Origin of the sequence: Micromonospora sp. LOL_015 (assembly GCF_048060275.1) — a bacterium.
GTDB lineage: Bacteria > Actinomycetota > Actinomycetes > Mycobacteriales > Micromonosporaceae > Micromonospora_E.
This window is the reverse complement of the sequence record NZ_JBHMIO010000004.1, coordinates 269,149-281,491: the sequence shown is the minus strand read 5'-3', so window position 1 is coordinate 281,491 and position 12,343 is coordinate 269,149. Positions and strand designations below refer to the sequence as shown.

Below are 12,343 nucleotides of genomic sequence, written 5' to 3'. Positions count from 1 at the left end.
GTCGGTGAAACAGGAACCCCCGAGCGCGACCAAGGGGATCCCCGTTCCTTCAGGGCGGGGAGGAAGTCAAGTTTGGCCTCCTCTCCCCGGCAGGAGTGCCCGGTGAGCCGCCCGGGTAACCCGTTCCCCGCACGGACTTCGGCCCCGCCCGGTACCGGGCGGGGCCGAAGTCCGTGCCTGCGGATCCTGATTCGTTGTGCGTCAGCTCGAGCAGGCTGCGCCGTTGAGGGTAATGTTGCTCAGCGGCGACAGGGTGCTACCGGAGTAGGTCCCCTGGAAGCCGATGCTGACGGTGGCACCGGAGGCCAGCGAGCCGTTCCAGGCAGCGTTGCGGACCGTGATCTGGCTGCCAGACTGTGACCAGTCGCCGTTCCAGCCGTTGCTCAGACTGACGTTGGACCCAGCGGTGAAGGCGAGGGTCCAACTGCTGACCGAACCGCCGGTGTTGGTGATCCGGATCTCCCGGGTGAAGCCGCCGGGCCACTGGTTCGTGGTGTAGCTGACGCTGCAGGCGCCGGTCGGCGGGTTCGTGGTGGGCGGGGGCGCGGTGGTCGGCGGTGCCGTGGTCGGAGGTGCGCTGGTGGGCGGGGGCGCGGTGGTCGGCGGCGGCGCGGTGGTCGGGCCGGCCGCCAGCGCGAGCTCGTACGCCCGTTGCGGCACGAACTGGCCCGCGTTGGCGATGCAGCCGTCCGCCTCCCCCGGCAGCTTCACCCAGAGGTAGGCGTCGATCTTGCTGTCCCCGGTGTTGGTGGTGCTCGCGGTGCCGATCGCCCGGCCCTCCGGGTCACACCATTCGGAGCCCAACGGGCCGTTGCCGTTGCGGCTGGTGTCGATCACCGCGGTGAGGTGGTTGGCGCCGGTGGCGTTGATGACCGCCTTGACGTAGTTGACCGCTTCACTGGTGCTGCGGTAGTTGGATACGTTGCTGGAGATGCCGTCCGCGCTGTTCGCCACGTCGGCACCGACCAGCATGCCCGCCATCGTCGACGGGGCGTGCCAGGCCGAGTGCCCGGCGTCGAAGTAGACCTTGGCCTGGGAGGAGCCCGCTTTGAGCGCCTTGCCAGCGTAGGCCATCGAGGCGCGTACCTCGGCCTGCTCCGACTGGCTCATGCAGGTCCCCATCAGGGCGAGCACGTCGGGCTCCAACACGATGTACGCGGGCCGGTTACCGAGCCCGGCCGCGACCTGGTCGACCCACTGCCGGTAGGCGCTGTGGTTGGGCGCGCCACCGCTGCTGTGGTTGCTGCAGTCGCGGTTGGGAATGTTGTAGACGACCATGATCGGGATCTTGCCGGCCGCCGCGGCGGCACCGACGAAGGCGCTGACCTGGTTGCGGACCTCGTTGGGGTTGTACTGGGTGAACCAGCGGCCCTGCGGCACCGAGGCGATCCGGTCGCGGATGACGTTCGCCCGGTAGTCACCGGGGTTCGCCGCCACCCAGCGGGCGGCCGAGGTGTCCGGGTCGACGTAGAAGGCTGATTCGGCCGCCTCGGCGGCCGTGGGCTGCAGCAGCCCGACACCGACCGCAGTGGCCACCGTGAACGCCATGACGGCGGCGGTGCCTGCGGTGAGCGCAGATCTTCTGCGCATGCGTGCTCCCTCCGGGTAGGGACGATATATTGAGAGCGTTCAGTGGAAGCGCTCCCAAGAATATCGACCACCGTACGGGGATGTTGCTGATATGTGAAGAGCCTGCGACGCCAATCGTTCCAAAGGTGACCTAAAGTGGGATATCTGACCCGGTGGTGGCCCGGGTCAGCCCAGCGGCGAGCGGAACTCCGGACGCAACGCGATGATCCCGAACGCTGCACCGAACGGGTCGGTCAACTGGGCGTAGGCGCCCGGGCCGGCCTGGTACGGACCAAAGGAGACCGTCCCGCCGAGTGCCTGACAGCGCTGCACCGCGGCCTCGCAGTCGTCGACCTCGAAGGTCGTCCGCCAGTGCGCTGGGACCTGCGGCGGGTACATCTCGCCCATCTCGATCAGCCCGGCCACCTCGCTGGTCTCCCGCAACCACTCCTGATACTCGGACCCTTCGCTGTAGATGCTGGGTCGCGTGGTCCACCCGAACACCGAGCCGTAAAAGGACACGGCGCCGGCCACGTCCCGGGTGGCGAGTTCGTTCCAGCAGGTAGCGCCGGGCTCACCGATCATCTGTGCGCCGGGGAAGGCGCCCCGCTGCCAGAGCCCGAACACGGCGCCCTGCGGATCGGCGATCAGGGCGCAGTGGCCCCGTTCGGCGACCTGGGCGGGTGGCGAGAGTGCCGATCCGGCGGCCCGGTGCACACTCTCGACCGTCGCGGCCAGGTTGTCCGAAGCGAGGTAGGTCAGCCAGGCCGCGGGCTGGCCTGCGGCGAGGGCGGGGGCGAGCCCGGCGACGGCCATGTCTCGCAGGTGGAACTCGGCGCCGGTGCTGTTCGGCAGGTCGACCGGCTTCCAACCGAACAGTTCGTGGTAGAAGTCGCTCGAACCTGCGGTGTCGCTGGTGCGTAGTTCGGACCAGCAGGGGGTTCCCGTGGCGTAGCCTCTGATTCGCACCGCTTTGTACCTCTTCGCGTCGTTTATCCTATTGGCGTAGGCAGTTACCGTACGCCACGGGGACGCCCGCCGCGACTCGGCCGAATGGCCCAATTGAGATCACTATGGGTAAACGTCGGGGCTACGAGTTGATCGGCAACATGATCTCGAACCACACGGTCGAACCGCGTACTGAGGGGTCGGTGCCCCAGGTATGACTCAACTGCTCGATCAGACCCAGACCCCGGCCACGGCTACTCAACGTGTCGACATGTGCCCGACTGACCGTGCCCCGGGTGCCACTGTCAGCTACCGAGACGAGCAGTCGTTCCTGACTGAGATCGATCTCCACCCGCGCCTCGGTGCCGGCATGCAGCAGGGCGTTCGTGGTCAGCTCGCTGGCACAGAGCACCGCCGGACCGATCACCGATTCCGGAACCTGCCACCCGGCCAGCTGGTCGGCCAACCAGTGCCGCACCCGGCTCGGTGCGATCGGCTCGGCAGGAACCAGCAACCCCGCCGACCGGCTCGGCGCGGCCGCGTGCTCCACCGCGAGCACCGCCACGTCGTCGTCAGTGGTGCCCGGCACCGCCGCACTGGCCACCGCGCAGAGGTTGCGTGGATCGCTGGTGCTGGTCTCGGCGACGGCTGCGGCCAGAGCGGACATCCCGATGCCGAGATCCTGACCGCGTCGTTCCACCACGCCGTCGCTGAACATCAGCAGCGTGTCGCCGGGGCGCAGCTCGACCCGGGTCGGCCGCCGCCGCCCGGCCAGACCAAGCGGCGGCCCGGGCGGCACCGGGACGAACTCGGCGTTCGCCGTGGTCGACGACCAGCGTCGGATCAGCGGAGCGGGATGACCAGCGCTGGCCACCGTCAACCCGCCGGTCGCCGGATCCAGCACCCCGTACAGCACGGTCACGAACAGCTCCTCGTTCCGGCTCTCCGCGCCCAGGCTGTGCACCAGCCGGTCCAGCCCGTTCAGCACCGCCGTCGGCTCCGGTTCGGCCAGCGCGAGCCCGCGCAGCGCGGCCCGGACCTGGCCCATCAGCGCCGCTGCCCGCACATCGTGCCCGACGACATCGCCGAGCACCACGGCCAGCCCACCATCGGGCAGCCGGAACGCGTCGTAGAAGTCCCCGCCGGCCGAATTGCCGTCCACCCCCGGGTCGTAGCGTGCGGCCAACCGCAGCAGCGGCAGATCCGGCAGTTGCTCCGGCAGCATGCTGCGCTGCAGCAGTTGAGCCGTACCATGCTGGGTCTCGAACCGCCGGGCCCGTTCGGCCGCCTGAGTGACCAGTTCGGCGACCGCCGAAAGCAGCGCCCGTTCGGCCGGCGCCCACGAATGTGGCTCGCGGTACCCGAAGGTGATCCCACCGCGGAGCGATCCGGCCCGCAGCGGCAGGGCGGCGAGCGCCGTCACCAGCTCGTCGTGCCGGTCCGTGGCGTACCGGGCGAGCGGCCGGCCCTCCCCGGCGAACCGGGGGACACCGGTGCCGGCGACGGTGGCCAACGGGGTGGGAGCGTCCCGGGGGATCCGGCGCCACACCGGCGGCAGTCGCTCGTCGGCTTCGTCGAGCAGTTCACCGCGGACCCGGCGGACCACCCGCCATCCGCCGCCGTCGTCGATGCCGAGCGCCACCTGGTCGACGTCGAGCGAGGCCAGTCCGTACCGCAGCGCGACCCGGGCGACGTCGTCGAGGGTGAGCGTGCCGGCCAACGCCGAGGTCAGCTCGCTGAGGCTCTGCAGCCGGTGGGTGATGGTGCCGGTCTCGGTCGCGACCGAGAGCATTCCGACGATCCGCCCGTCGCTGTCCCGCACCGCGGAGTAGCCACGGGTAAAGGCCGTGCCGCCGAACGGGCCTGACTCGCCGGTGCCGAACGGCGCCACGGCCTCCGACTCGAGAAACGGCTCGCCGGTGCGGTAGACCCGTTCGACCACGTCGCCGACGCCCGGCCGGTGCCACGCGTCGGCGAACACCGCAGCCGCAGGCTGGGCGAACGCCTCAGGGTGCTTGGCGCCGAGCAGCTCCGCGTAGGCGTCGTTGTAGATCATCAGAAAGTTGTCGCTGTAGACCAGGGCCATCGGCACCGGTGAAGCGAGCACCAGCTCGACCGCTGCCCGTACCGCCGGATCCCAACCACTCAGCGGACCGAGCGGCGTGCCCGCCCAGTCGTGCCGGTCGACGAGCCCGGCCGGTACGACGCTGTCCGAGGTGGCGCCGGCCGGTACGGCGCTGTCCGGGTTGGTGCCGGCCGGGGTGGCTGACCGCGCAGTCGGCACCCCCGACGGGGTGTCCCGGGTCTGCCCGGCGGTGCCTGCCATGGGTGGCAGCCTATCCGGGGGCTGCCGTCGGCGGGTGGCGTGGACCGGCGCTAGGTGGGTATGCGGGCCGGCGGTAGGCGATGCAGCGCGTCCGTACGACAACGAGGCGACGCATCGGTAGATGAGCCGGAAAGGGGGGACCGGATGTCCTCGACGTACGCGTCGGCGCAGGTCGACATCGGCAACGCGCTGACTGACATGTGGCGGTCCGTGATACTTTTTGTGCCCCGGGCTATCGCGTTCATCGCGATTCTGGTGGTCGGATGGTTGATCGCACGGGCAGTGTTGAAGGGCGTCGACAAGGCGCTCGAACGGGTCGGGTTCGACCGGGCGGTGGAGCGCGGCGGCATCGGCAAGGCCTTGGAACGGACCCGGTACGACGCCAGCGACATCCTGGCCCGGTTGGCGTACTACGCGGTGCTGCTGTTCACCCTGCAGTTCGCGTTCGGAGTCTGGGGACCGAATCCGATCAGCGACCTGATCAGCGCGGTCGTGGCGTGGCTGCCGCGGGCGTTCGTCGCCATCGTCATCGTGGTCGTCGCCGCTGCGATCGCAACCGCGGTACGTGACCTGGTGTCGGGTGCGCTCGGTGGGCTCTCCTACGGCCGCCTGCTGGCCACCGCCGCGTCGGTGTTCATCGTCGCGCTCGGCGTCATCGCCGCGCTGAACCAGGTCGGCATCGCCACCACGGTCACCACCCCGGTGCTGATCGCGGTGCTTGCCACCATCGCTGGCGTGCTGATCGTCGGGGTCGGCGGTGGCCTGGTCCGACCCATGCAGCAACGGTGGGAGGGCTGGCTCACCCGGATGGCGGAGGAATCGCAGGCGGTGCGGGACAGTGCCAAGGCGTACCAGGCCGGCCGGGACGACGCCGGTGACCGGATGAACGAATCGACGCAGGTGATCCCGCAGACCCAGCAGGCGCCGGCGATGTCCGGTGGTCGTGAGGCAGCCAGCGGCCGGGGCACGGCCGGGCCGGGCGCCAACCGGCCGGGGGCATGACCGGACCGGGCGGGACTTCCCGCGGCTGATCCGTCCGGGCGGGTCGAGGAAGCCGCCAGTACAGGGCCGGGGTCAGCGCGGGGCCGCGCCGCTGATCCCGGCCAGCTGGCAGACGGCGACCAGCCGCAACGTCACCCAGTCGGCCGTCACCCAGTCGGCCGTCACCCACTGGGCGGTCGGCCCGACTACCGGGGGGCGCCAGCCGGCCTCGGTGGCCGCGTCGCGTACCCCGTCGGCGTACCGGGCCAATGTCACCGGGCTGAGTGGACGTAGATCCGCGAACAGCCGGTCCCGGACCGCAGCGGCGTGCTGATCCAGCTCGGCCAGCAGGCCGGGCAGGACTGCGGCGGCGGCCAGGCCGGCCGCACCGAGCGAGGCGTGCAGATCGGCCAACGAGGTCTGCGCCGCCCTTCGGGCGGCCGGGGCGGCCAGCAGGCCGTGCGGGGCAGCGGGAAACGGACTCATGAACTGTGCCCGCCCGGCTACTCGACGCGTCGGTTGTCGGCCGGGGCCGGGCGGTGGCGGGACGCGTCGTCGGCGATGATCACCGTGGCGACCATCAGCGCCACGCAGACGCTGAACAACCAGGAGCCGTCCGGCAGCAGGTAGGCGGAGACCGGCGCCTGGATCGCGGTCAGCAGGAAGCCGAGCCAGGCCCAGCGTCGCTGGCTCGGAGTGAGGAATCCGGGGGCGGTGGGGCGCATCCGAAAAGTCTCGCTCGGATGATCCCCACCGCCGTCAGCCGATCGGCCGGGGATGGCTGACCGATGCGTCAGCGACCGGACTGGCGACCGACTGGCGAGATCAGTGCGGGCCGGTCCGGCCGGTGGTCGAGGGCCGGTACGGCCGCTCAGGGTCGGTCATCGCCGGTCCGCCGGGGCGGCCGCCGGTACGGTCGACCGCCTCCGCGCCGTGGCCGAACTCTTCCTCGGCCGCGGCGTCGTTGCCGGTCATGTCGTCGACCTCACCGTCGCCCGCTGGTGCGGCGACGGCCCGTTCCAGCTCGTGGACCGGCAGCCGGTCCTCGTCGCGCCAAACGTCGTCCTCGGAATCAGTCATGCCGGTCGGGTTACCCGGCCGGGCTGCCGACAAACGCGGCTGGGGCGGGCGGGCCGGTTTCGGCCCGCCCGCCCCAGCCGTCAGACCCACCGACCGGCCGGCTCGGGAGGATTCACCGTCGGCCGGTGGGCGCTGTTCTAGGTCGGGTAGTCGGTCGAACTGTCACGGCTGCGGTCGAGGAACCTCGCCACGCCAGGCGCCGGTCTCCACGCCGTGCCGGCTTTCAATGAAATCCTTGAAGCGCTTCATGTCGCCCTTCACTCGGCGGTCCACGATGCCAAGCTTGTCGCCGGCCTGCTCCGCGATCCCCTCCGGGTCGAACTCCATCTGTGCGGTGACCCGGGTGTGGCTGTCGTCCAGTCGGTGGAACGTGATCACACCGGCCTGTTTCACCCCACCGGTCGCGGTCCAGGCAACCCGCTCGTCGGGAATCTGCTCGGTGATCTTCGCGTCGAACTCACGCGACACCCCGGCAATTTCGGTCGTCCAGCGCGTCAAGGTCTCCGACACCTGGGTCACCTCGGAGACGCCCTCCATGAACTGGGGGAACTCCTCGAACTGCGTCCACTGGTTGTACGCGGCGCGTACCGGCACCGCGACGTCAACGTACTCGGTCACTGCTCCCATGTGAGTCCCTCCTCTACTTCCGCCGGGCCGCAGGCGGCGCGGTCACCAGCGGGTCGTCTCGTTGGCATGGCCCAGCTCGGCCCACACCTCGGACACCGTCTGGAACGTGCGACCCGGCGGCAACTGATCGATCTCGTCGAGTACGTCGTCGGGTGCCTCGTTCTCCAGCGCGCTGTCGCGCAGCATGCTGCGGTCCCCGGGCAGCGCCGAGAGGTTGATGTAGCGGCCTAATCTGCTCCGCTGCTCGACCTCCTCGCTGGTCATGCCCTGCGGCGTGCCGGAGCGGTTGTCGCCGGCCGGAACCGCAGCCGGCTCCGGCTGGTCCTCGCCCGGGGGCTCCGCCTCGTGCCACTCCTCGGCCCGGCCTCCGGTGGTGCCCTGCGTGGTCCCACGGGTGTCGTGGGCCATGCTGTCGTCCACCCGAGGACTGTGCTTACTGTTGCCGCGTTCCATAGCTGTTCGACTACCCGTGACCGGCGTGGCTAAACCGGCGTCCGTGGCGGCAGCACCGGGTCGGCCGGCTCCGACTCACCGGCCTGGGCAGCCCGGCCACGCTGCACCGCCGCGTTGATCTCGACGCCCAGCATCACCGCCAGGTTGGTCAGGTAGAGCCAGACCAGGAACGCGATCACCGCGCCGAGGCTGCCATAGGTCACGTCGTATGAACCGAAGTACGCGACGTAGGTGCCGAACCCGGCCGAGGCCACCGCCGCCAGCAGCAGGGTCACCGCGCCGCCGACGGCCAGCCAGCGGAGCTTCGGCTGGCGGACGTTAGGAGCGAACCAGTACAGAAGGGACAAGAGTGTCGTGACGATGGTGATCAGCACCGGCCATTTGAGCAGGCTCCAGGCGGTACGCGGGGCTTGGCCAAGGCCGAGGCGGTCACCGAGCGCGTCGGTGACCGGGCCGCTGACAATCAGCATCACGGCGACCAGCGCGAGCAGCACCAGTCCGGCGGCGGTCAGCCCGAGCTGCTGCGGCTGCAACCGGTAGAAGGGGCGACCTTCGGCCACCCCGTAGATGGCGTTGGCAGCTCGGGTGAACGCCCGTACGTAGCCCGAGGCCGACCACAGCGCGGCCACCAGACCGAAGCTGAGCAGCACACCGGCGGAACTGCGTTGGTCGACCACCCCGTCGATGATGTCGACGAAACCCTCGTCGCCCACCACCGCCCCGGCCCCGAGCTCCTCGGCCAGGCCGACCACGGTGTCCACCGTGCGTTCACCGTCGGAGACCAGACCGACCAGCGCGACGACCACGATCAACGAGGGGAACAACGCGAGAACTCCGTAGTAGGTCAACGCGGCGGCCCAGTCCACGCAGTTGTCCCGGGCGAACCGGCGTCCACTGCCGACCAGCGCGGCGCGCCACGTCGTCAACCGGAGATCACGCAACCGCGTCGGCCGTACCGGACCGCTCACCAGCGGCCGTACCGGACCGCTCACCAGCGGCCGTCCAGTCCACTCGGAGCCTGCAGATGCAGCACCTTGACGACGGTCATCTCGTCGAGCAGTTCCGGTCCGAATCCGAGGCCCTCCCCGCTGCTGCGGCGGGGGTGCGCGGCACCGCCCGGTGCTCCGCCGAACACGGAGTTGATCTTCACGGTGCCCACCGGCAGCGCACGCCAGGCCCGCTGCGCGTGGCCCATGGAACGGGTCAGCACAGTCGCCGACAGACCGTACGGCGAAGCCGCCGCCCGGGACAGCGCCTCGTCGAACGACCCCACCGTCATCACCGGGGCGACCGGGCCGAACGTCTCCTGCCGCATCACCGCCATGTCGTCGGTGCACCCGGTCAGCACCGTCGGCGGGTAGAAGGCACCGGGCCCGTCCGGGATCCGGCCGCCGCACCGCACCGTCGCCCCGGCCGCCAGCGCCGCCGAGACCTGGGCGTGCACCCGGTCGCGGTGTCGGCGGTCCACCAACGGACCCAGCTCGGTGTACGGATCACGGGCCGGCCCCAATCGCATCCCCGAGCAGTGTCCGGTGAGCGCTTCGACGAACGGCTCCGCCACCGTGCTGTGGACATAGACTCGCTCCACGCTGACACACACCTGACCCGAGTTGGCCAACGCGCCGGACGCCGCCTGTTGCGCGGCCCACCGCGGATCGACGCCCTCATCGACGATCAGCGCGTCGCTGCCGCCGTTCTCCCGTAGCACCTTGGCCCCGGTGCGGGCGCACGCCTCGGCGATCGCCCGGCCGGCCTCAGAGGACCCGACGTGGGCGACCAGGTCCAACCCGTCGGAGGCGGCGATCCGGGCGCCGATGCTGCCGTCGCCGGTCAGCAGGGCGAAGACCCCGTCGGGAACCTCATCGGCGACCATCCGGGCGAGCAGCGCGCCGGTCGCCGGGCAGCGTTCACTCGGCTTGTGCACCACCGTGTTGCCGGTGACCAGCGCCGCGCCGAGCAGCCCGCAAGCCACCGCCACCGGGTCGTTCCACGGTGTCAGCACCGCCACCACCCCACGCGGCACGTACGCCATCAGATCCAGGGCGGCCGGGTCGCCGGCCAACGCCCGACCCCGGTGCACCGGACCCAGTTCGGCGTACTGCCGCAGGGTCGCCACGCCGGCGGCGATCCCGGCTCGTGCCCCGGCCAACGGCTTGCCCATCTCCGCGCTCTGCGCCTCGGCCACCTGGTCGGTGGCACTGGCCAGAGCGTCCGCGATTCGCCGCAGCGCGGCGGCCCGTTCCGTCGCCGGTGTCGCAGCCCACCCCGGTGCCGCCTCCCGGGCCGACTTCACCGCCGTGCCGATGTTCGCCTCGGTGGCGACCGGACTGCGGCTGACCGGGGTGCCCTCGGACGGGTCCTCGACAACGATCTCGGCACCGTCGCCGAACCGCCCCCACACGCCCTCGATGAACTGCTCCACGTCGTACATCCGGCAGTCGTTCCCGAAGGCCGCGTCGGTAAACGTTTGGCCGCGCCCGGCCGGGGTAGTCGCGCGGAGATGGCAGACACGGATGTGGAGACGGCAGACGCGGTCGTTATCGGTGCCGGACACAACGGCCTGGTCGCCGCCAACCTGCTCGCCGACGCCGGTTGGGACGTGCTGGTGCTGGAGGCGACCGGGGCGCCGGGCGGCGCGGTCAGCTCCGCCGAGGTGACCGCCCCCGGCTACCTCAGCGACCTGTACAGCTCGTTCTATCCGCTCGGGTTCGCTTCGCCGGTGCTGCGGGAGCTGCGGCTGGCCGAGTTCGGGCTGCGCTGGCGGCACGCCCCGGACGTCTTCGCTCACCTGCTGCCGGACGACCGGGCTGCGGTGGTCAACCTGGACCCCCGGCGGACCGCCGAGTCGCTGGAGGCATTCGCCGACGGCGACGGCGAACGCTGGCTGTCGGCGTACGCCGAGTGGCGGGCCGTGTCGGCACCGTTGATCGACGCGCTGTTCACCCCGTTTCCGCCGGTGCGGGCCGGCGTCGAGCTGCTGCGCCGGCTCCGGAGCGCCGGATCGCTGCGGCTGGCCCGGCGCCTGTTACTGCCGGTCCGCCAGCTCGGCCGGGAGACCTTCGCCGGTGCCGGCGGTCCGGCGCTGCTCGCCGGTTGCGCGCTGCACACCGATCTGGCCCCCGACGATGTCGCGTCCGGCGTGTACGGCTGGCTGCTGACCATGCTCGGTCAGGAGATCGGCTGGCCGGTGCCGGCGGGCGGCGCGCAACGGATTACCGACGCGCTGGTCGGCCGGTTGCGTTCCCGGGGCGGGCGGTTGGTCACCGGCGCCGCCGCCGGCCGGGTGCTGATCGCCCGCAGCCGGGCGGTCGGCGTGCGTACCGTCGACGGCCGGCTGTGGCAGGCCCGGCGGGCGGTGCTCGCCGACGTTCCCGCTCCGGCGCTGCTGCTCGACCTGGTCGGCGACCAGTGGCTGCCCACCAGGATGGTTGACGACCTGCGCCGGTTCCGGTGGGATGGCTCGACGGTGAAGGTCGACTGGGCGCTCGCCGGCCCGATGCCGTGGCGCAACCCGGCGGTCGCCGGGGCCGGCACCGTGCACCTCGGGGCCGACTTGGACGGCCTGACCCGGTACGCCGCCGCGCTGGCCTGCGACGAAATGCCCCGCGACCCGTTCCTGCTGCTTGGTCAGCTCACCACCGCCGACCCGCAGCGGTCACCGGCGGGCACCGAGTCGCTGTGGGCGTACACGCACCTGCCGCACCGCACCACGTGGCACGCCGAGGAAATTCTCGAACACGTCGCGCGGATGGAGGCGGTGCTGCACCGGCAGGCACCGGGGTTCGGTGCCCTGGTCCGGGCCCGTCACGTTGCCGGTCCGGTGGACCTGCAGGAGCAGAACCCGAGTCTGGTCGGGGGAGCGGTCGGGGGCGGCACCTCGGCGGCGTACCAGCAACTGTTCTTCCGGCCGGTGCCCGGCCTGGGCCGCGCGGACACCCCGGTCGACCGGCTCTTTCTCGCCTCGGCGTCGGCGCACCCCGGCGGCGGGGTGCACGGCGCGCCCGGGTCGAACGCCGCGCGGGCCGCGCTGGCCCGCGACCGCGCGGTGACCGGGCGGATGTACGGGGCTGTGGTGTCGGCGGCGCAGCGCGCGGTCTACCGCTGAGCCGGTGGCCGAATCGAGTGGCCGACCGGTCAGTCGATGACCATCCGGGCGCGGATGGCGGATGCCGTGCAGTTGCAGCCGGTTGCAAGGTGACCGCACCGAGCTGGGTTCTTATCAACCGCCACCTCCTGGTTGGGCGCGACGGGCGCCGCCGCCCCATGATCGTCGTCTGCGATCGATGAAGGCGGGCTGTGTCCCCCTTGTGTGCCACGCCGCCGGTTCGACGGCGGCGACCGGCGGCCCAACGGGCGGCG

At 71.4% G+C, this 12,343-nt stretch carries 12 protein-coding genes; 2 read left to right on the top strand and 10 right to left on the bottom strand.

Going from position 1 to position 12,343, the window contains the following annotated elements:
* Positions 1–201 precede the first annotated feature (201 nt).
* From ACFHWU_RS06775 to ACFHWU_RS06765, 3 genes are all read right to left on the bottom strand, one after another.
* The gene (locus ACFHWU_RS06775; RefSeq protein ID WP_416590086.1) at positions 202–1,590 is read right to left on the bottom strand and encodes a glycoside hydrolase family 6 protein; all 1,389 of its coding nucleotides are present in this window, start codon (positions 1,588–1,590) and stop codon (positions 202–204) included.
* Between the two features lie 165 nt (positions 1,591–1,755).
* Positions 1,756–2,538, bottom strand: a complete 783-nt coding sequence (locus tag ACFHWU_RS06770; protein WP_416557091.1) for a VOC family protein — start codon at positions 2,536–2,538, stop codon at positions 1,756–1,758.
* 121 nt (positions 2,539–2,659) lie between these two features.
* Positions 2,660–4,843, bottom strand: coding sequence for a SpoIIE family protein phosphatase (locus tag ACFHWU_RS06765; protein ID WP_416557092.1), 2,184 nt, complete (start codon positions 4,841–4,843; stop codon positions 2,660–2,662).
* 144 nt (positions 4,844–4,987) lie between these two features.
* Here ACFHWU_RS06765 and ACFHWU_RS06760 point away from each other — a divergent pair, with 144 nt between their 5' ends.
* Entirely contained in the window at positions 4,988–5,845 is an 858-nt protein-coding gene (locus ACFHWU_RS06760; RefSeq protein ID WP_416590085.1) for a mechanosensitive ion channel family protein, read from the top strand.
* A gap of 72 nt (positions 5,846–5,917) precedes the next feature.
* On the opposite strand, the gene ACFHWU_RS06755 is transcribed toward ACFHWU_RS06760, so the two are convergent.
* The 7 genes from ACFHWU_RS06755 to ACFHWU_RS06725 all read right to left on the bottom strand — a co-directional run bounded on the left by ACFHWU_RS06755 (position 5,918) and on the right by ACFHWU_RS06725 (position 10,415).
* The gene (locus ACFHWU_RS06755; RefSeq protein ID WP_416569164.1) at positions 5,918–6,310 is read right to left on the bottom strand and encodes a DUF6401 family natural product biosynthesis protein; all 393 of its coding nucleotides are present in this window, start codon (positions 6,308–6,310) and stop codon (positions 5,918–5,920) included.
* Positions 6,311–6,327: 17 nt separating this feature from the next.
* Positions 6,328–6,549, bottom strand: coding sequence for a hypothetical protein (locus tag ACFHWU_RS06750; RefSeq protein WP_416557095.1), 222 nt, complete (start codon positions 6,547–6,549; stop codon positions 6,328–6,330).
* 100 nt (positions 6,550–6,649) lie between these two features.
* Positions 6,650–6,904: a hypothetical protein gene (locus tag ACFHWU_RS06745; RefSeq protein ID WP_416557096.1), complete on the bottom strand. Its 255-nt coding sequence runs from the start codon at positions 6,902–6,904 to the stop codon at positions 6,650–6,652.
* A gap of 162 nt (positions 6,905–7,066) precedes the next feature.
* On the bottom strand, positions 7,067–7,531 hold the full coding sequence (locus tag ACFHWU_RS06740; RefSeq protein WP_416557097.1) for an SRPBCC family protein: 465 nt from the start codon (positions 7,529–7,531) through the stop codon (positions 7,067–7,069).
* Positions 7,532–7,573: 42 nt separating this feature from the next.
* Positions 7,574–7,984, bottom strand: coding sequence for a DUF2795 domain-containing protein (locus tag ACFHWU_RS06735; protein WP_282230342.1), 411 nt, complete (start codon positions 7,982–7,984; stop codon positions 7,574–7,576).
* A gap of 29 nt (positions 7,985–8,013) precedes the next feature.
* Positions 8,014–8,910: a YihY/virulence factor BrkB family protein gene (locus ACFHWU_RS06730; protein ID WP_416557098.1), complete on the bottom strand. Its 897-nt coding sequence runs from the start codon at positions 8,908–8,910 to the stop codon at positions 8,014–8,016.
* Between the two features lie 62 nt (positions 8,911–8,972).
* Entirely contained in the window at positions 8,973–10,415 is a 1,443-nt protein-coding gene (locus ACFHWU_RS06725; protein ID WP_416590084.1) for an aldehyde dehydrogenase family protein, read from the bottom strand.
* Positions 10,416–10,484: 69 nt separating this feature from the next.
* Here ACFHWU_RS06725 and ACFHWU_RS06720 point away from each other — a divergent pair, with 69 nt between their 5' ends.
* Complete coding sequence (locus ACFHWU_RS06720) at positions 10,485–12,089, top strand: phytoene desaturase family protein (protein WP_416557100.1); 1,605 nt, start codon at positions 10,485–10,487, stop codon at positions 12,087–12,089.
* The last annotated feature ends 254 nt before the right edge of the window (positions 12,090–12,343 follow it).

Excerpts from the sequence above, each read along its gene's own strand:
- ACFHWU_RS06720 (WP_416557100.1), top strand. The coding sequence starts at position 10,485 with ATGGCAGACACGGATGTGGAGACGGCAGACGCGGTCGTTATCGGTGCC.
- ACFHWU_RS06725 (WP_416590084.1), bottom strand. The coding sequence starts at position 10,415 with ATGTACGACGTGGAGCAGTTCATCGAGGGCGTGTGGGGGCGGTTCGGC.
- ACFHWU_RS06765 (WP_416557092.1), bottom strand. The coding sequence starts at position 4,843 with ATGGCAGGCACCGCCGGGCAGACCCGGGACACCCCGTCGGGGGTGCCG.
- ACFHWU_RS06745 (WP_416557096.1), bottom strand. The coding sequence starts at position 6,904 with ATGACTGATTCCGAGGACGACGTTTGGCGCGACGAGGACCGGCTGCCG.
- ACFHWU_RS06740 (WP_416557097.1), bottom strand. The coding sequence starts at position 7,531 with ATGGGAGCAGTGACCGAGTACGTTGACGTCGCGGTGCCGGTACGCGCC.
- ACFHWU_RS06750 (WP_416557095.1), bottom strand. The coding sequence starts at position 6,549 with ATGCGCCCCACCGCCCCCGGATTCCTCACTCCGAGCCAGCGACGCTGG.
- ACFHWU_RS06735 (WP_282230342.1), bottom strand. The coding sequence starts at position 7,984 with ATGGAACGCGGCAACAGTAAGCACAGTCCTCGGGTGGACGACAGCATG.
- ACFHWU_RS06755 (WP_416569164.1), bottom strand. The coding sequence starts at position 6,310 with ATGAGTCCGTTTCCCGCTGCCCCGCACGGCCTGCTGGCCGCCCCGGCC.
- ACFHWU_RS06760 (WP_416590085.1), top strand. The coding sequence starts at position 4,988 with ATGTCCTCGACGTACGCGTCGGCGCAGGTCGACATCGGCAACGCGCTG.
- ACFHWU_RS06775 (WP_416590086.1), bottom strand. The coding sequence starts at position 1,590 with ATGCGCAGAAGATCTGCGCTCACCGCAGGCACCGCCGCCGTCATGGCG.